The sequence below is a fragment of the Arthrobacter sp. 1088 genome, from assembly GCF_031455315.1.
Taxonomy (GTDB): domain Bacteria; phylum Actinomycetota; class Actinomycetes; order Actinomycetales; family Micrococcaceae; genus Arthrobacter.
The window spans coordinates 104,522-122,133 of the sequence record NZ_JAVDSM010000007.1 but is presented as its reverse complement, the minus strand read 5'-3'; the positions used below and the strand labels follow the sequence as shown (position 1 = coordinate 122,133).

Sequence of the window (17,612 nt, the reverse complement as noted above, 5' to 3'; positions counted from 1 at the left end):
TGAAGTTTCATGGCATGGTTGTCCGCGCCGCCTCTTCATTGTTGCCGTGACGCGTCGGAAGCCAAAGTCAAGAACGCCAAATCATGGGAAATTGTGGATAACTGTGCCAAACGGTGCCAACAGATGCCAAAATAGTCGCATGCCCCGATTCCTGACTCTGGCGGACGTCGCCGAACAACTCCAGATAAATTCGCCGCAGGCCTACGCCCTGGTACGCAGCGGTGAGCTGAAAGCCATACAGGTCGGAGGGCGCGGACAATGGCGCATCGAGGAAAAGATGTTGGAGCAATACATCGAGGAGCGGTATGCCGAGGCCAGCCGCATGATTGAAGAGGCCAAGTCCAAGTCGAGCTAGCGTGGAGGCGCCAAACACGCCTATGAACGGCTAGAGTCCTTGGTTCCCGCTTGAGCACAGGGCCGCAAGTGATGTGAAGGGAATAGTCCTCACGGCAGCCACAGCACCGCCCCGCCGTACCTCGCCCCGTGTATCGGCAAAATCGAAATGGTCCCGTCCGACCCTGTCGATGACACCATGGAGCCTGTGGTCTCCCGCCGGACCGGCGGCCAGCACCACTGTCACCGGCGCCCTGTCTCGGGAGAGCCCCCGGAGGGCGCTGGCAAGACTAATCGAACTTTGGACCTGGGAGACGGGTTTTCTAGCCAATCTTCCGAGTCCGTCGTAATGACTTACCGATGCGCATGGAATGAGCCATTGCCGTCCGTTGTCGTTCAATACGAACCAGTCCCCACCGATGTGGCCCAGGGTTCCCCGGAGGGAAATGCCGCTGCCCAGTACCAATGCGAGCTCAGCTCCGGCGACTCCCCGAAGCCTGTCCGCAAGGTCCAAACCGGCGAGCTCGACCCGCACGCGCTCGGATATTTCCGATTCACGGGCCAAGGTGCGCTCAGCAGAAAACTGCGCTTCCAGATCTTCAAAGAGAGAGTCCCATCTCATATGGTCACAATAGGACCCGTAGCGCGTGGCTCCAACCGCAATCGGATTTTCCCGTCATGATTGGACAAAGTCCTTCGACTGTGCTGAGAATTGGCAAACAGCACCAAATGACATCAAACTGCACTAAAGAGCCGAAAGGGTAAGAATGAGCAGCGATCCACCAAGGATCCGCCACGACGCCGCCTTGGCTAGCGTGCTCCTCGCGCTGGGACTTTTGCTGGTAATCGTTGGGCAAACCCTCTTGGGGCAGTGGCAGATGGATGTGGCCCACGGACAGAGAAGTACGTTCGAGCACCTCCTCGCCCTTGCATCCAGCGCCGCGGGAATTGCCATTGTGTCCTGGTGGATCCTCTCACTTGGGCTCGCAGCTTGGGCCGCAGTTCTGCATGGCACGGGAAGGAGCGGCAGCGCCAACGCCATCGCCAAGTTCAGTCCTGCCTTCATGCTGAGGCTGGCATGTGCCCTTCTAAGCCTGAATTTCCTCGGAGTTCAGGCGGCACAGGCAGCCGCAGTGCCGGAACCTCAATGGCAAGCCACCTCCAGTGGCGGCACATCCATGGCAGCGTGGCATCCATCAGCTGGCACACAACGACCCGTGCCCGCTGTGGAAATGGTTCCAGCGCGAACCACCGAAGAAAGCCATGAGGCAAGGCCAGGGCCCGCCTGGCAGCCACGTCCTCCAATAGTTGAACCCGGCATCCTGTCGCGTCCGGGCTCTCGGGGGATGACGTTTGAACACCCCGCTGAGGCCGGCATTGTCGTCAAACCGGGTGACACGTTGTGGTCCATTGCCGCAGCCAGCCTTGGACCCTTGGCGACAGACGTTGACATCGCCCTGCATTGGCCCAGTTGGTATTCAGCCAACCGAAGGATCATTGGCGACGACCCTTCGACCCTGCGCCCAGGGCAAGTGCTGCAGCCCCCAACGCCAAGCTAAGGGTCTTCGCAGCCCGTAAAGAATCCGACTGAACTGAACGGCACCCACTCAGGGGCATTCGTTCAAAAGGTAAGACCAGTCACATTGTCATCCCAGACGTAGCAACCTGAGCCAAGCGATGCCCGCGCACGGCTCACAGAGTGAACTCATGAGGATTGACCATGACTGCTGTAACTGCACGCCGCCACGCAGACCGCCAAAGAACCAAACGTTCCGCAACGAATGCAGGAGCCGACGCTTCTACCCTTGACGTAAGGCTGGTGGCACGAAGTATCGCCCAGGCTGCAGTAGAGGTACTTGCCGGGACAAGGTCGGCCCTCCAGCTGTCCAGATCCCTCGATGCGCCATGCTTCCTTTCGCTCCAGCATCGGGCCGCACTGACACGTCAACACGCTGCACGTACCCGCGGCTCGCTTCAAATTCACAGAAGCCCAATGGTCCGCTCCGTCCGTGCTTGCGCCATTTCAGACTCCATCTACGAGGTCAGCATCGTTGTCTCTGAGGAGCAGCGCTCCCGCGCTATTGCCATGAGGTTGGAACAGTCCGAGGGGACATGGCAGGTCACCGCCCTGGAGATTGGCTAAGCACCTGATTGGCTAGGCACCCGATTGGCTGGGCACCCGCTTGGCTGGGCACCCGCTTGGCTCAGCGCACGTGACCAGGCACCCCTAAGCCAAGCTGGTTGCCTTAACCTGGAGGCAGCGGATCTACGAAAAAAGACCCCGGATTTGTGTCCGGGGTCCGTTCTCATAAGGGAGGCTGGATCAGCGCCGCTTCTTCTTGGCGGTCTTGCGCTGCTCCTGGGTGGCTGCCTTGGCAGGATTACCGGACCGGCCCGAGGAGCGACCCTCGATTCGGGTCTGGCTTGCCCCGTCCTCGCCTGGAGCTGTGTACTGCAATTGCGCCGGCTTTTCGGGTGTCTCCAGACCGGCAGCGCGGATCTGGGGATCGTGGTGCTCGGTGTGTGCACCTGCCGCAGTATCGTCGGCAACAACGACATCTTCGGCGGGGGTCACTTCAACTTCAAGGTTGTAGAGGAAACCAATGCTTTCCTCGCGGATAGCTTCCATCATGCTTTGGAACATCACGAAGCCTTCGCGCTGGTACTCCACCAGCGGATCGCGTTGAGCCATGGCCCGCAGCCCGATGCCCTCTTTGAGGTAGTCCATCTCGTACAGGTGTTCTTGCCATTTACGCCCAAGCACCGAGAGAACGACGCGGCGTTCCAGCTCCCGCATGCTTTCGGAGCCAATGGCTTCTTCACGGGCCTGGTACACAAGCCGCGCGTCAGAGAGGATCTCTTCCTTGAGGAATTCGGCAGTGACCCTGGACTTGCCGCCGGCTTCATCAATGATTTCCTGGGCAGTTACGGTGGCTGGGTACAACGTCTTCAGGTTGGACCACAACTGGTTGAAGTCCCAGTCATCGCCGTTGCCTTCCGCTGTGGCGGAGTCGATAAGCGCGCTGATGGTGTCTTCCAGGAAGAACTGCACTTTTTCGTGGAGATCATCGCCTTCGAGGATCCGACGACGGTCCCCGTAGATCGCTTCACGCTGGCGGTTCAAGACGTCGTCGTACTTGAGGACGTTCTTGCGCTGCTCCGCATTACGTGCTTCCACCTGTCCCTGGGCCGAGGCAATGGCGCGGGAAACAAGCTTTGATTCCAGCGCGACGTCGTCGGGCACCGAACTGTTCATGAGCCGCTCGGCAGCACCGGAATTAAACAGCCTCATGAGGTCGTCGGTCAGTGAAAGGTAGAAACGTGATTCCCCGGGGTCGCCCTGGCGTCCGGAGCGGCCCCGCAGCTGATTATCAATCCGGCGGGACTCGTGGCGCTCGGTGCCCAGCACGTAGAGGCCGCCAAGGTCCAGTACTTCCTCGTGCTCGTCCTTGACCGCCTGCTTGGCCGCTGCAAGTGCCTCCGGCCATGCTGCCTCGTACTCTTCCGAGTTCTCCTCCGGGTCCAGGCCCCTCTTGGCGAGGTCTGCGATCGCAGTGAATTCGGCGTTGCCACCAAGCATGATGTCGGTACCGCGGCCTGCCATATTGGTTGCTACCGTGACGGCACCCTTACGTCCGGCCTGGGCAACGATGGAGGCTTCCCGTGCGTGGTTCTTTGCGTTGAGGACCTCGTGGCGGATACCTTCCTTTGCCAGCAGCTTGGAGAGATATTCGCTCTTCTCAACGCTGGTGGTGCCAACGAGTACGGGCTGGCCCTTTTCGTGGCGTTCCGCGATGTCCTTGACGACGGCGTCGAACTTGACGATCTCGTTCTTATAGACGAGGTCCGACTGGTCAATGCGCTGCATGTCCCGGTTGGTGGGAATGGGCACAACTCCGAGTTTGTACGTGCTCATGAACTCGGCTGCCTCGGTCTCGGCCGTACCCGTCATACCTGACAGCTTCGAATACATGCGGAAGTAGTTCTGCAGCGTTACCGTTGCCAGGGTCTGGTTTTCGGCCTTGATCTCGACGTTTTCCTTGGCCTCGATGGCCTGGTGCATGCCTTCGTTGTATCGTCGCCCGGCGAGGATACGGCCCGTGTGCTCGTCAACAATCAGGACCTCGCCGTCGAGGATGACGTAATCCTTGTCGCGTTTGAAGAGTTCCTTCGCCTTGATGGCGTTGTTCAGGAAACCAATGAGCGGGGTGTTGGCCGATTCGTACAGGTTCTGGATACCGAGGTAGTCCTCCACCTTTTCAATTCCGGCTTCCAGGACTCCAACAGTCCGCTTCTTCTCGTCGACTTCGTAGTCAACTTCCGGCTGTAGCCGGAGTACGACCTTTGCGAATTCGCTGTACCAGCGGTTCGTATCGCCTTGGGCCGGACCCGAAATGATGAGCGGGGTACGCGCTTCATCGATCAGAATCGAGTCAACTTCATCCACAATGGCGAAGTTGTGCCCCCGCTGAACGAGTTCACTGGCGTCCCAGGCCATGTTGTCGCGCAAATAGTCGAAGCCAAATTCGTTGTTTGTCCCGTAGGTGATGTCCGCGGCGTACTGCTGCCGACGCACTGACGGATCCTGGTTGGAGAGGATGCATCCGCTTGTCAGGCCAAGGAAGCGGTAGACGCGTCCCATGAGCTCGGACTGGTATTCGGCAAGGTAATCATTCACCGTGACGACGTGGACGCCCTTGCCGGTGAGGGCATTGAGGTATGCCGGCGCAGTTGCCACGAGGGTCTTGCCTTCACCGGTTTTCATTTCGGCGATGTTGCCCAGATGGAGGGCGGCGCCACCCATCAGCTGGACGTCAAAATGCCGCATGCCCAACGTTCGGGATGAGGCCTCACGGACCGCAGCAAAGGCCTCAGGCAGGAGCGCGTCCAGTGTCTCGCCGTCCTGGTGCCGGGAGCGCAAACGGTCTGTTTCCTCCCGGAGTTCAGCATCAGAGAACGTCTTGAAAGAGTCTTCCAGGGCATTGATGGAATCGGCATAGTTCCGCAGTTGCCTGAGTGTTTTCTTGTCACCCGTGCGGAGAAGTTTTTCGATTAGTGATGCCACGTGAAATTGCTCCCAGTCTCATGCTGCCGAATTCTGGCTGTTTCAGTCTACGGGAGAGAGTATCGCCACGTTATCCGGTTCCCCTGTGAGCGGACTGCCTGGCCCGTCTGGTTCAGGGCCCCCGTTCACTGCCTCGGAGAGTGGAACCGCGAGATCCCCTACCGGCCACACGACAACTTCCTGAAGGCCGAGCCATTGGGCCATGAGCCACAATTCGGCGGAAAGCTCGACGGCGGTATCGGGCGGCGCTCCTGGCTCACCAAATGCGGACCGAACCAAGAGTTGGCCTGCGGCCCTGTCAGCCTTCAAATCGACACGGGCCACGATGCCTTCCCGAAGCAGGAAGGGCAGAACATAGTAGCCGAAACGGCGCTTGGCAGCGGGCGTGTAGATCTCAATCCGATAGTGGAACCCGAACAATTCTTCCAGGCGCCGCCGTTCGAAGACCAGCGAGTCAAAAGGGCTCAGGAGCGCCCGGCCTTCGGCCCTCCGTGGCAATCCGGCCTCGACGTGGCGGTAGGTTTCCCGTTCCCAGCCGCGAACCGAAACGCGCTCCAGCCGGCCTGCCTGGAGAAGGCGCTGCACCGACGCCTCCCCGGCCTTTAGCGGGGTCCGAAAATAATCGGCAAAACACCGGACCGTTCCAATGCCGTGTGCCATGGCGGCTGCATCCATGAGCCGGTCAAGGGCGGCATCCGCATCCATCCCGCTGTGTACCGAACCCGGCAGGACCCTGGAAGTAATGGTGTAGAGACGTTCGAATTGGGGTGTCCGCGACGCCGCCGAAACGCGGCCTTCTTCGAACAGATGCTCCAGAACGCGCTTCACGGCGTTCCAGTTCCAACCCCAATTTCCGCTTTCGGCGTCCTGGGTGTGCCCAAGTTGTGCAGTCAAGGCAGATGCGGTCATCGGCGGTCCGGCCTCCAGGGCCGCGAGGATTCGTTCCTCCATGGCGATCCGCACCGCGGGCTCCATATGATGGGCACCAACCCAAGCCCGCTTCTGCCAAAGAAGAAGGTCGGGAAAATGCTCCGGACGGATATAGCTGGCCTCGTGAGCCCAGTACTCCATCATTCTGCGGGGTTTTCGGCCTGCCATGGAGTGAAGGATTGCCGGATCATAGTTTCCCAGGCGGGAAAAGAATGGCAGATAGTGGCTCCGCGCCAGCACATTCACGGAGTCGATCTGGACAAGCTGGATCCGTGCAAAGGTCCGGCCCACCGCCCGTGGGGTCACGGGGCCGGCGGGCCGGACTTTCGCCAATCCTTGGGCTGCCAATGCGATCCGCCGTGCCTGTGACAGGCTCAGCGAAGCGGTCATTGAAGTCCTTTCACGTGCGATAAAGCCTTACTTGGCGGTGGCCGCCTGGTCATCCGAGCGGTACGCGTGGATCTTCTCCTCCACGGCTTCCTCGCCGGGCTCGCAGGTGGAGTCGAGGGTTATGACACCATAAGTCCAGCCACTGCGCCGGTACACAACCGAGGGTGCATTGGTTTCCTTATCCAGGAACAGGTAGAAGTTGTGCCCCACCAGTTCCATGTTGTCCACTGCATCATCGAGAGTGAGGGATGCGGCGGGGAACACCTTCCGACGGATCAAAACGGGTGAATCACCTGCTGGAATATCGTTCTCGATGTCGTAGGGCGACCGCTCCTCGGCCTGCGGTTCAGGTTCCTGCTGGTTGCTGGCGCCTACGTAGATCGGCTCACTGGCACTAGCGGGCTCGAGGGACGCCGTTGCCTCCCGAACGGCCTTGGGCGTGTGACGCCCATGGTGCACCTTCTTCCTGTCCTTCGCGCGGCGCAACCGCTCAAGCAGCTTGTTGTACGCAAGATCGAAGGCAGCAAATTTGTCAGCGGCTGTGGCCTCGGCACGGATAACAGGGCCTCGGCCCAGGACTGTCACTTCAACGGTGAGCTGTCCCGGCGTTTGCCGGGGGTTGGTCTCCTTGGAAACCTTGGCGTCGACTCGCTGGACTTTGTCCCCCAACGATTCAATCTTTGAGATCTTCTCGCCGGCATATTCGCGAAAGCGGTCAGAAACTGTCAGATTTCGTCCGCTGATCATGAACTCCATGGTGCCCTCCAAATAACTCAGGTGACACGACAACGACGCTGTAGGGGGCTGGTCTGACGGACAGTCGAGCCCCTTTCCGAGCCGCTATCGACAGGTACATCTGTTCTTGGTACCCACAACCGACGTTAGTTCATCGGCACGAGTTATTCACCCTTTGGCCACTTATTTTTTGTTTGCGTCTTAACCCCATCCGAGGGCTCGTCTCCGGCGGTATTGGAGGCGTAGGCTGGTGGCCTCGTGGCCGCGAGAACAACGGCGCCGCAGACTATCCCTCCCGCCGCGGACACTGCCCGGGCAGCCTCCGCCAGGGTGGCTCCCGTGGTGAGAACATCGTCCACAATCAGGCATCTTTGCCCACGGATCTTTTCCCCGTAGCGGGGTCGTACCCTCATGGAACCCCGGACACGCCTGGCACGCTCACCCCTGCCGAGTCCTTTTTGGCCCGTGGAACCATCTTTCCCCTCCGTGCCAAGGAGGGTCCTGACGCCAACTCCGACCAAGTCTTTGCAAGTTGCGGCCAGCCGCTGGTTTTCCAGGAGATTCCCGGTCTTCTCAAGCGCATCAAGAGCCGGGCACCTGGACAACATCCCCCGTCTCTTCATGCAGCGGAGCAGAACGTGGACGGGGCTGAAACCCCGGCTTCGGAAGGCCCTGCCGCTGCTGGGAACGGGAACAACGCAAAACCCCGGCTGGTCACCAATGGCCAGCCGAACTGCGTTTCCGAGGCAAGGCGCCAACACCTCGGCCAGCCGCCACTGGCCTAACCGCTTGAACGACAACAGGGACTGCGAAAGTTCATCCCGATAGGGCCCTGCCGCCACCACGCCCAGCTTTACAGTGCCATCAACATCGACGAGCGCAGGCGACTCCTGTTCGGCCCTGAAGGGTTTCCTGCAAAGCTGACGCACCCGCTTGGCACAATGCCTGCACAGGACGGTGTCTTCCACACCGCAGCAGACGCAATCAACGGGAACCAGGAGTGCAACCAACTCCATCAATGCCGCTTGCAGGTTGGCAAACACGCGCCCAAGCAGGCGCCTGTCCTTTCCGCGTCGCCGGGGTCCTGACGTGTCAGGAGCACCAACATCCGGGTCAAGCCGGCGCTGGATCCGTTGGGCGGTTCGAGGACCATTGACGGCATACGGGAGGTCGTTCAGGGAAACAATCATGCTGGTAGCCTTGGGCACTTTTTGTTCCGGTAACAGTCCCACAGCCCGCTATGTGAACAACCACCGTCGTGTTGGGGCGGCGCCTCCGGGGTGGCCGGCTCCCGGATCAGCCCGGGAAGGCCGGCTCCGTTGGGCCCTTGAGCTGAAGTTCCCAACCATTTCCGACACGTTGAAAAATTCCCGCTGTGGACTGCCCGTAGATCTGTTCCGACCCGTTACCTGCGCTCAGGCTCATGAGGCCGTCCCACGGTGCCAGTTGCTGCGGCTCCCCCGAGGTAAGCGAGAGCAACTCCGGAACCACGGTAGCCGTAGCCGAACTGGACATGACGGCAACGGTGGATCCGTTGACCCACACTCCCTGGTCAGGGGAGGTGGAGGTGAAAAGTGTGATTGGAGTCGTAAGATCCTTGGGCGCGCCGTCTGCATTCCGGACGATGCCCGTCACTTGAACCACTGATTTACCGTTCGCCTCGGATATCACCAGCGCCCGGGTACCTTCGCGTGAGATCCGGAAATCCTTGACGGTCCGTCCGGACAGCCACGTGGGCGTTATGGTCGCCGTGGGCACAGCCATGCCAGGGGCAACGCCAGTGGGCTTGAATGCCACAACCTCCGTGTTCCCGCTGGCGCCTGGTCCCGCCGTCCAAACCCAATCATGAGGACTGAACGAAGGCCCGCTCAACGTGCTTCGGGTGGTCAGTTGGCGGGCCGGTTGACCCGGCTCGATGGAGTACAACGTGGTTTTGTCGCCGTTGAGGAAGGCAACGGTTTGGGATACGGGCGACTCGGCGGGTGAATGGGGGCCGAGACCTGCAACCGACTGAATATCAGGCAATGGCGAAACCCGGTTGTTCTCATAGCGGACCAAGTCGCCGTTACTGACGGCAACCTGGCGGGCAGGCACATTCTTGTCCACAACCGGTGGCAGAACTGTCCCGTTGTCCTCGACGCGGACCAGGTCCTGGTCGGCGCGAAGCTGGACGTTAATGACGTCCGGTTGCCCCCTGAAGGTTAAGGCCAGCTGGTTCTGCATGCGTTGGCGGTCTTCTGCCGATGCGTCGAACAGTTCCTTGGCCGACAAATCCACCTGGGCTGCTCCTGAAACGACAGGGACAGATTCCCTGGCCAACTTCATCCCGGAGGGAAAAGCGCTCACCACTGCCCCACGCAAATAAGGCGCAGGCCCGGCAAGCAGGGCACTGGTCATGGACTTAACAGTCTTCTTCTTGATGAACCATCGGTAGTCCGGCACCGCATACGTGAACGTCGGGTCGTAGAAGTAGATGGGGAAGGCGCCGTAGATAACTTTGAAGGTCTCTTCCGGAATCGCAGTACCATCCGGAACCTTGGAGATCCGCCACTCCCCCTCCACTTTCTCCAGCGAGACGGGGATGGTCTCCTTGGTTCCCGGTGGGAACTGCGTGGCTATTCCATCCGCATCCACCGTGTAGGCAAGGTCGACCTCGTAGACGTATTCATTCTCCACAGCCGTCTTGACCACGCGGGCTCCGCGGAAAACGATGGCCCGCTTATCCGGCTTCCACGTTACGGCCTGGGCTTGGGTCAAATATTGCCGCGCTACGGGATAGTCGTCCTCATAGCCGCTGCCGGCCATATAGAAATCCTCAATGACGGCTTCAGGTGTGGAGCCTGCACGCGGTGCTGCGGGGAAGAAAACAGGGGCATTGGGGTTTCCCGCTCCCTCATCCTGGCTTTTTCCCACTGGACCGGACCGGGGAATCTGGGCGCACGAAGCCAGCAAGACCATGAGCGCCGCCAGCACAGCAACGAAAACCCGCCTGCGTGCGGTGCCAAGGACCCTCATGATCCATCGCCCTTTCCCTCGTCACCCGAAGGAGGCGTTCCGACGTCGGATTTGCCGGCTGTACTGCCAAAACCTGTACCCAGGACAAGCATCTGGCGTTCGCTTCCGGCTCCGGGCAAGTCGATGTCGGCAGGTTCCAACTGAAGGGGCGACTTGAGGATGGTTCCGCCCTGCTTCAGCGGCAAGGTCAACCTGAAGTTTGAGCCCGCCCCTTTGCGGCCCCACGCCTGAAGCCAGCCGTTGTGGAGCTTGGTGTCTTCGGCTGCGATGGACAATCCCAGGCCGCTGCCACCAGTAGTTCGGGCGCGTGCCGGGTCAGCCCGCCAGAAACGGTCGAAAACCCTGGCAGCTTCCGCTGGGCTCATTCCAATACCGTGGTCCCGCACGGCCACGGCCACGGCGTCATGGTTTGCTGCCACAGAAATGTGGATCGGTTTTCCTTCGCCATGCTCAAGGGCGTTGAGCAGCAGGTTCCTCAGGATCCGGTCGATCCTGCGCGAGTCCATTTCGACAATGATGCTCTTCTGACGGGCGTTGAGGCGAACCTCGGACCCGTACTCGGAGGCTACGGGTGCTGCGCCCTCCATGACGTGCGAGATCACTTGGAAGATGTCCTGGGGTTCGGCGTCCAGGACGGCTGCACCGGCATCGAAGCGCGAAATCTCCAGCAGGTCCGACAACAAGGACTGGAAGCGCTCCACTTGGTGATAGAGGAGCTCGGCCGAGCGTTTGTTCATAGGGTCGAAGTCTTCACGGGCGTCGTAAAGGACCTCCGCGGCCATGCGAACGGTGGTCAAGGGCGTGCGAAGTTCGTGCGAGACATCCGAGACGAATCTTTGCTGCATTTGTGACAACGTGGCGAGCTGGGTGATCTGCTCCTGCAGGCTGGCCGCCATATGGTTGAACGAAGCACCAAGCCTGGCGACCTCATCCTCACCCTTGACCACCATGCGCTCTTGGAGTTGGCCCGCCGCCAGCTTTTCCGACACCACGGCAGCATGGCTCACAGGGCTGACGACATTGCGTGTGACGTACCACGCGATGGCACCAATCATCAGCACGAGCGCCGCACCACCGGCCCACAGCACATTCTGGATTTCGTCCAGGGTCTTCTGGGCGGTGTTCAGGTCATAGATCAAATACAACTCATAGGCAGTGCCGTTAAAGGTCACTTTGTTTCCGACAGCAATACCGGGGCGGTCCTCGTTTCCCACCGGGAACTGCATGGAGGCCCAGAACTGTTGCTTCCCGCCTTCCTGGACAGCCTTCCGCAATTCCGGCGGGATGACACGGACGGTGAGTTGGTCAGAGGCGCGCGACTCTACCCAGCGGTTACGGGGTTTGGTCTGTTCCGGCACAGCTTCAAAGACGTAGCGCCGCTGGATCACCGAGCCCCGGCCCTCTACGGCGGTTAGCGTGTCATAGACCAGCGTGATGACGCTTGATTGATCAGTAACCTGTGCGCCGTCAAAGGTGTCCTGAACCTGTTTTACGTTGTACCGGGACTCCGACTCCGCCTGGGCGAGCCTTTCCTGGAACAGGTTATTGGCTATCTGGTTGGAAAGGTACGCTCCGACGATCGCAAAAGACGTTACGGCAAGCAGCAGCGTCGTCAGCACGGTCCTGAACTCCAGTGACCGCCGCCACCGCCTCAGCAAAGAACGCCAGAGGAAGCGAAGACCCGGCCGTATCTGCCGGACACCGATCGAGACGAGGCGGGAAACCCTGAGAACCAGAATCAGGCCACGCCGTGTCCATATCCGGGCGCGCCACATCAGCCAGGGAAGGTTCCTTCTTACTGGATCACTGGAAGCGGAGGCTGAATCCCCGGACGCCGAAGTTTGCGGGGTCTGTTCCTGGCCTGGGGTCTGCTCCAGGCCTGGGGCCTGCTCCTGGGCGGTCTGGTCCCGGGCGGTCTGTTCCCGGGCGGGCTGCTCCGGAGCGTTCGGGCTCTGGTCCTTGTCCGTGCTGCCGGTCTTGCCGGCGGGAGACTCAGGAACCTGCTTTATACCCGACACCACGCACCGTCAATACAACTTCGGGCGCTTCCGGATCCCGTTCAATCTTGGAGCGCAAACGCTGAACATGGACATTGACCAACCGGGTGTCCGCGGCATGGCGGTATCCCCATACCTGTTCAAGCAAAAGTTCGCGCGTAAAGACCTGCCACGGCTTCCGGGCCAATGCCACCAGGAGGTCGAACTCCAAGGGGGTAAGCGAGATGCGCTCTCCACCGCGGGTCACGAGGTGCCCGGCGACGTCGATGGTTACATCAGCAATCCGCAGCGTTTCCGGAGCCTTTTGTTCGCCCGGCCGAAGGCGCGCACGCACACGAGCCACGAGTTCAGCGGGTTTGAAAGGCTTGGGCACGTAGTCGTCAGCGCCGGATTCAAGACCTCGAACAACATCCGAAGTGTCCGATTTCGCCGTGAGCATGACAATGGGGACGTCCGATTCTCCACGAATCTGCCGGCAAACTTCGATGCCATCCGAACCCGGCAGCATGAGGTCCAGGAGCACCAAATCGGGTTTGGAGGAACGGAACACCTCAAGGGCCTGGCCGCCGTCTGCGCAGAATACGGGCTCGAAGCCATCATTGCGCAGGACAATACCAATCATCTCTGCGAGCGCTTCGTCGTCGTCAACTACCAGAATGCGTGCCTTCATAGTTATATATTCCCTTATCGCCAAGCCTTTGTCCTGTTGGGCGGGCGCACGGCATGGCGTCCCCCAAGGCACTTCCACCGTACTGCACGGCCGCGCCTGGCTCGATGTAGATCCGGTGTCCGGGCAGTATGGGCTCAGGCTATGAGGGAGGACACCGGGACTATAGGCTTGGGGCCAGGTCCATGTGGGGGACGTCGGATGTCGGCGGGCCGGATCTCTTGGGGAGGAAATCGTGTCACAGCCAGAGCACGGCCAGCAGCCATATCCGGGCGGTCAGCCTGCGTGGGGCGGTCAGCCTACGTGGGGCAACCAGCCCCAGTGGGGAGGTCCGCCCGCGTGGTCAGCCCCACAGGGCGGTAGCAACAACTGGCCGGGCTACCCTCCGGGAGGCCCGGCGGGTGGATGGCCTGCGGCTGCGCCCGGCGGTCCACCCTATGGCCAACCAATGTACGTTGCCCCACCCAAGCCAGGTGTCATTCCCTTGAGGCCCCTGCAGTTCGGCGAGATACTCGATGGCTCCTTCCAGACCATACGCCGGAATGCAGCCTCGATGTTCGGTTCAGCCCTGATCGTCCAGGCCACGGCCGCTGCCCTCCTGGGTGTTGTCACCGTGGCCATGTACGAGCTTATGGATTCCTTGGAAACAACGGATTTCAGCGGGGATGCGGCGGGATTCTTTGGCCCGTTCCTAGCCGTCATGGCGGGTTCCGTGGGAGTCTCTGTGTTGATCGGCTTTCTGGGCGCCGTCCTCCAGGGCGTCATGGTCATTCCGGTTTCCCGTTCTGTCCTCAACCGACGGACAGGCTTCGGGCAGATGTGGAAGCTGGCTGTCGGTCGGATCCTTCCTCTGCTGGGGGTAGCAGCCGTGCTCACTTTCGGTGGACTGCTGGCCGCAGCAGCCGTCGTCGGGATTGCCGTGCTGTTGTTCACGGCCTTGGGTCCGGCAGCCTTGTTGATTGTCATCCCCTTGGGCTTCGGGGGAATCATCGTCTTTGTCTGGATTGGGCTGAAGCTCATGTTCGCTCCGGCCGCCATCGTCGTGGAGCGGATCGGCGTCTATGACGGACTCCTGCGATCCTGGCAGTTAACCAAGAGCAATTGGTGGCGCATCTTCGGCATAACGCTGCTGGTGAGCGTGATGGTGGGAATCATCGCCCAGATAGTGCAGATTCCAGCTTCGCTCGCCGCCACCGCGATTGGATCGGTCATCGCTCCCCATCCGGACGCCGGGACGGTGGCCTCCACCCTGATCCTGACGACCGTGATCTCGATGGTCATTGGGGCTTTGGTGGGGTCTGTGACATTCGCTTTTCAAACATCCGTGTCCGCGCTCATCTACATGGATCTTCGAATGCGTCGGGATGGGCTGGACGTGGAGTTGATGCGGCTGATGGAAGGCGGTTCGGATCCGGAGGGAATCCCGGGTGGTCCTCCCCTGCAGGTCCACGGCAACACATGGCCTCCTGGCGGCGGACAATGGCCAGGCTCTCCTCCCGGGCACCGGCCGCAGGCATGAGGGAGACGCTAATCCATGTGATTCCCGCCTTGGCCGGCACTGAACCGCCGGTGACCCCGGACCGTGACGAAGCACGCCGTTGGGCCGAGGAGGAACTATCCAAGGCGACGTACGCCCAGGCCCGGCCCAGTTGGCTGGACCAGCTTTGGCGCGATTTCCTGGACTGGCTCAGCTCCCTGGAAGGGGACGGAACTTCGCCGGAAAGCAACCTGGCTGTCCCCCTCATCATCGCCTTGGCTGTCGGGCTCACCGTGGTGGCTGTCTTCGTTGTCCGTCCGAGGCTGAACGCCACGCGAAAAGCCTCCGTTACGGGCATTTACGGCAAGGACACGCCTGTGGATGCTGCGACATACCGGAGGCGTGCCCTTGCCGCGGCCGACGACGGCGACTGGCCTTCCGCCGTCGTCGATCAGTTCCGGGCGTTGGTGCGTTCCGCGGAGGAGCGGGATGTCATTGAAGCGCGGGCTGGTCGGACGGCCGATGAGGCTGTAGGCCACTTGGGCCAGGCCTTCACCCCTGCTCAACTCCGGCTGGTCGATGCCGCCCGCCTGTTTGATGCGGTCCGCTATGGGGAACAGGCCGCAACACGTCCGGACTACGACGAATTGCGCAAGCTGGATACGGACCTCCTCGCGCTAACCCCTGACTTCATTGGCCAAGGCCAGCAGGGATTCGCGGTGCCGCGATGACCCTCCAGGAACAGGTGCCGGAAGCTTTGCAGGGAGGAACTCTGCCTCGACGGCGGACCAGCGCATTGTGGAGTTGGTTCCGAAAGCACCTGGTGTGGATTGCGCTGGGCGCAGTGTTTGCCGCATTCGTGACGTTCCTGGTGGTGGAGCGGTTCTCGGCACCCAAAGACTCCGGGTCGCTATCTACCCGCAATCCCGCTCCCGACGGGGCCATGGCCTTGGCCGAAATACTGGGGCGCCACGGTGTGGGCATAACTCCAACCGATAACCTCGAAGACACCCTGGCAGCTCTTTCCGACGGCGACGCCACCTTGCTGCTGTATGACCCCCGCGGTTTCCTGGATAGATCCCAGTTGCAGGATGTGAGTGCTGTCGCCGGGCGGGTAGTGGTGGTCGCACCGCGCCTGCGCACGTTGAACGGCCTCGATCCGGAGTTCCGCCCCGGCGGTGTGGTCCCCGAAGCGACAAAAATCCTTGAACCGGGCTGCAGCCAGGAAGATGCAGAGCAGGCAGGACCCGTTGCCGCCCAAGGACCGGTGTACCTGGGGCCAGTTGTTTGCTACGCCACCCGCAGCGATGGACCTGGACTTTATGTGGCCTCGGCCGATGGGCACATCATTGTGCTGGGGAGCACCCAGTTGCTGGAAAACCAACACCTCGCGGCCGTTGGCAACGCCGCATTGGCGATGCGGACCCTGGGAAGCGGCCCCGACTTGGTCTGGTACACACCAGGCATCGCCGATGTAGCGTCCGATAGATCCACCCCGACGCTCAACGAGCTCGCACCGCCTTGGCTGGCGTTTGCGGGCCCATGGCTGGCTGTCATAGCTATCCTTGCCATCCTCTGGCGCGGACGACGCTTGGGACCGTTGGTCTTTGAACCACTTCCCGTGGTGGTTAAGGCCGCAGAAACGGCCGAAGGACGTGCACGTCTATATCAGGATTCACGTGCCGTGGAACGCGCCGCCGACAATCTCCGGGCAGGAACCCTCGCCCGGTTGGCCAGGCATTTCAACCTGGGGACGGACGCCACCGGGGAGGCCATTATCGACGCCGTGGCCCGGCGCCTTGGACGGCAGGCACCGGCAATCCGGTGGGCATTAATTGATTCCAGACCCCAGACAGAAGGACAACTGGTGCAGTGGGCACAACAGATCGAACGAATCGAGCAGGAGGCAACGGCCCGATGAGCAACCAGCCGAACAACTATACGGACAGCAACAACCAATACTCCGGTGGCACGGCCCACCAGGTAAACCATGCACACGCGGGCGAACCCCAGGTGAATGGACCACAGCAGGGCGTACACAGCAGCGGCATGGAGGATCCTGCCCGACAATCCCTGCTGAACGTCCGGAATGAAGTTGGGAAGGCTGTGGTCGGCCAGGATCCCACAGTGACAGGCATGCTCATCGCCCTTCTCTGCGGCGGCCATGTCCTGCTGGAAGGTGTGCCCGGCGTCGCCAAGACGCTGTTGGTCCGGGCGTTGTCCACTGCCCTGAGCCTGGAAACCAAACGCGTACAGTTCACCCCGGACCTCATGCCCGGTGACGTCACGGGCTCCTTGGTGTACGACTCGCATTCATCGGAATTCACGTTCCGGGAAGGGCCCGTTTTCACCAACATCCTGCTGGCCGATGAAATAAACCGAACGCCACCCAAAACGCAGGCCTCGCTCCTGGAAGCCATGGAGGAACGCCAGGTTTCCGTGGATGGCGTATCGCGCCCACTGCCTGCGCCCTTCATCGTGGCTGCCACCCAGAATCCCGTGGAATACGAAGGAACCTACCCACTACCCGAGGCCCAGCTGGACAGGTTCCTCCTCAAGTTGACCATGCCGTTGCCCGGCAGAGCCGAGGAAATCGAAGTAATCCGCCGGCACGCCGGTGGCTTCGACCCCCGGAACCTCGCCGCGGCCGGCGTGCGGGCGGTGGCTGGCGCCGTCGAGCTTTCCAACGCCCGTGCGGCTGTGGCGCAAGTGACCGTCGCACCGGAAATCCTGGCCTACATTGTGGATGTGGTCCGGGCAACCAGGTCAGCGCCGTCCTTCCAGCTGGGCGTCTCTCCTCGAGGCGCTACTGCCCTCCTGAACACTTCGAAGGCATGGGCCTGGTTGTCCGGGCGGCCCTTCGTGACGCCTGACGACGTCAAAGCGCTATCGTTGCCTTGCCTCAGGCACCGGGTAGGCCTGCGTCCTGAGGCCCAGATGGATGGCATCCACGTTGACGACGTCCTTGGCAGCATCCTGGCGTCCGTTCCGGTGCCTCGTTGA

The 17,612-nt window shown here is 61.1% G+C and carries 15 protein-coding genes; 7 read left to right on the top strand and 8 right to left on the bottom strand.

Annotation, left to right across the window (positions count from 1 at the left end):
* The first annotated feature begins 139 nt into the window (after positions 1-139).
* A complete protein-coding gene (locus J2Y41_RS12815; RefSeq protein WP_216924027.1) occupies positions 140-355 on the top strand; it encodes a helix-turn-helix domain-containing protein in 216 nt (71 codons plus the stop codon).
* A 30-nt stretch (positions 356-385) separates the two neighbouring features.
* On the opposite strand, the gene J2Y41_RS12810 is transcribed toward J2Y41_RS12815, so the two are convergent.
* The gene (locus J2Y41_RS12810) at positions 386-955 is read right to left on the bottom strand and encodes a hypothetical protein (protein WP_309928822.1); all 570 of its coding nucleotides are present in this window, start codon (positions 953-955) and stop codon (positions 386-388) included.
* Between the two features lie 145 nt (positions 956-1,100).
* Here J2Y41_RS12810 and J2Y41_RS12805 point away from each other — a divergent pair, with 145 nt between their 5' ends.
* Positions 1,101-1,892 carry a LysM domain-containing protein gene (locus tag J2Y41_RS12805; RefSeq protein ID WP_309928819.1) on the top strand — a complete coding sequence of 264 codons (792 nt, stop codon included), beginning with the start codon at positions 1,101-1,103 and terminating at the stop codon, positions 1,890-1,892.
* 161 nt (positions 1,893-2,053) lie between these two features.
* Positions 2,054-2,476 (top strand): Rv3235 family protein, encoded by a 423-nt coding sequence (locus J2Y41_RS12800; protein ID WP_224088081.1) that lies wholly within the window; start codon positions 2,054-2,056, stop codon positions 2,474-2,476.
* 180 nt (positions 2,477-2,656) lie between these two features.
* On the opposite strand, the gene secA is transcribed toward J2Y41_RS12800, so the two are convergent.
* The 7 genes from secA to mtrA all read right to left on the bottom strand — a co-directional run bounded on the left by secA (position 2,657) and on the right by mtrA (position 13,135).
* Complete coding sequence (gene secA / locus J2Y41_RS12795) at positions 2,657-5,398, bottom strand: preprotein translocase subunit SecA (protein WP_224088083.1); 2,742 nt, start codon at positions 5,396-5,398, stop codon at positions 2,657-2,659.
* 42 nt (positions 5,399-5,440) lie between these two features.
* Entirely contained in the window at positions 5,441-6,718 is a 1,278-nt protein-coding gene (locus tag J2Y41_RS12790; protein WP_224164758.1) for a winged helix-turn-helix domain-containing protein, read from the bottom strand.
* Positions 6,719-6,745: 27 nt separating this feature from the next.
* Positions 6,746-7,474 (bottom strand): ribosome hibernation-promoting factor, HPF/YfiA family, encoded by a 729-nt coding sequence (gene hpf / locus J2Y41_RS12785; protein WP_224088085.1) that lies wholly within the window; start codon positions 7,472-7,474, stop codon positions 6,746-6,748.
* A gap of 143 nt (positions 7,475-7,617) precedes the next feature.
* A complete protein-coding gene (locus J2Y41_RS12780) occupies positions 7,618-7,866 on the bottom strand; it encodes a phosphoribosyltransferase (protein WP_224164759.1) in 249 nt (82 codons plus the stop codon).
* 883 nt (positions 7,867-8,749) lie between these two features.
* The gene (locus J2Y41_RS12775) at positions 8,750-10,468 is read right to left on the bottom strand and encodes an LpqB family beta-propeller domain-containing protein (protein ID WP_224088087.1); all 1,719 of its coding nucleotides are present in this window, start codon (positions 10,466-10,468) and stop codon (positions 8,750-8,752) included.
* Positions 10,465-12,243, bottom strand: a complete 1,779-nt coding sequence (gene mtrB, locus J2Y41_RS12770) for an MtrAB system histidine kinase MtrB (RefSeq protein ID WP_309929128.1) — start codon at positions 12,241-12,243, stop codon at positions 10,465-10,467. The genes J2Y41_RS12775 and mtrB overlap by 4 nt, the downstream gene beginning before the upstream one ends.
* Before the next feature lie 217 nt (positions 12,244-12,460).
* Entirely contained in the window at positions 12,461-13,135 is a 675-nt protein-coding gene (gene mtrA, locus J2Y41_RS12765) for an MtrAB system response regulator MtrA (protein WP_144649950.1), read from the bottom strand.
* Between the two features lie 445 nt (positions 13,136-13,580).
* Between mtrA and J2Y41_RS12760 the strand changes: the two genes are divergently transcribed.
* Genes J2Y41_RS12760 through J2Y41_RS12745 form a run of 4 tightly spaced genes read left to right on the top strand, consistent with a single transcriptional unit; the run spans position 13,581 to position 17,612 of the window.
* The gene (locus J2Y41_RS12760; protein ID WP_309928807.1) at positions 13,581-14,651 is read left to right on the top strand and encodes a hypothetical protein; all 1,071 of its coding nucleotides are present in this window, start codon (positions 13,581-13,583) and stop codon (positions 14,649-14,651) included.
* The gene (locus tag J2Y41_RS12755; RefSeq protein WP_309928805.1) at positions 14,648-15,340 is read left to right on the top strand and encodes a DUF4129 domain-containing protein; all 693 of its coding nucleotides are present in this window, start codon (positions 14,648-14,650) and stop codon (positions 15,338-15,340) included. Before J2Y41_RS12760 ends, J2Y41_RS12755 begins: the two co-directional genes overlap by 4 nt.
* A complete protein-coding gene (locus J2Y41_RS12750; protein ID WP_309928802.1) occupies positions 15,337-16,530 on the top strand; it encodes a DUF4350 domain-containing protein in 1,194 nt (397 codons plus the stop codon). The genes J2Y41_RS12755 and J2Y41_RS12750 overlap by 4 nt, the downstream gene beginning before the upstream one ends.
* Complete coding sequence (locus J2Y41_RS12745; RefSeq protein WP_309928799.1) at positions 16,527-17,612, top strand: MoxR family ATPase; 1,086 nt, start codon at positions 16,527-16,529, stop codon at positions 17,610-17,612. The genes J2Y41_RS12750 and J2Y41_RS12745 overlap by 4 nt, the downstream gene beginning before the upstream one ends.

What these genes read in the sequence shown, in the direction of transcription:
- mtrA (WP_144649950.1), bottom strand. Translation starts at nt 13,135, where the DNA reads ATGAAGGCACGCATTCTGGTAGTTGACGACGACGAAGCGCTCGCAGAG.
- J2Y41_RS12760 (WP_309928807.1), top strand. Translation starts at nt 13,581, where the DNA reads ATGTACGTTGCCCCACCCAAGCCAGGTGTCATTCCCTTGAGGCCCCTG.
- J2Y41_RS12755 (WP_309928805.1), top strand. Translation starts at nt 14,648, where the DNA reads ATGAGGGAGACGCTAATCCATGTGATTCCCGCCTTGGCCGGCACTGAA.
- hpf (WP_224088085.1), bottom strand. Translation starts at nt 7,474, where the DNA reads ATGGAGTTCATGATCAGCGGACGAAATCTGACAGTTTCTGACCGCTTT.
- J2Y41_RS12745 (WP_309928799.1), top strand. Translation starts at nt 16,527, where the DNA reads ATGAGCAACCAGCCGAACAACTATACGGACAGCAACAACCAATACTCC.
- J2Y41_RS12810 (WP_309928822.1), bottom strand. Translation starts at nt 955, where the DNA reads ATGAGATGGGACTCTCTCTTTGAAGATCTGGAAGCGCAGTTTTCTGCT.
- J2Y41_RS12775 (WP_224088087.1), bottom strand. Translation starts at nt 10,468, where the DNA reads ATGAGGGTCCTTGGCACCGCACGCAGGCGGGTTTTCGTTGCTGTGCTG.
- J2Y41_RS12815 (WP_216924027.1), top strand. Translation starts at nt 140, where the DNA reads ATGCCCCGATTCCTGACTCTGGCGGACGTCGCCGAACAACTCCAGATA.
- J2Y41_RS12750 (WP_309928802.1), top strand. Translation starts at nt 15,337, where the DNA reads ATGACCCTCCAGGAACAGGTGCCGGAAGCTTTGCAGGGAGGAACTCTG.
- J2Y41_RS12805 (WP_309928819.1), top strand. Translation starts at nt 1,101, where the DNA reads ATGAGCAGCGATCCACCAAGGATCCGCCACGACGCCGCCTTGGCTAGC.
- mtrB (WP_309929128.1), bottom strand. Translation starts at nt 12,243, where the DNA reads ATGTGGCGCGCCCGGATATGGACACGGCGTGGCCTGATTCTGGTTCTC.
- J2Y41_RS12790 (WP_224164758.1), bottom strand. Translation starts at nt 6,718, where the DNA reads ATGACCGCTTCGCTGAGCCTGTCACAGGCACGGCGGATCGCATTGGCA.
- J2Y41_RS12800 (WP_224088081.1), top strand. Translation starts at nt 2,054, where the DNA reads ATGACTGCTGTAACTGCACGCCGCCACGCAGACCGCCAAAGAACCAAA.
- J2Y41_RS12780 (WP_224164759.1), bottom strand. Translation starts at nt 7,866, where the DNA reads ATGAGGGTACGACCCCGCTACGGGGAAAAGATCCGTGGGCAAAGATGC.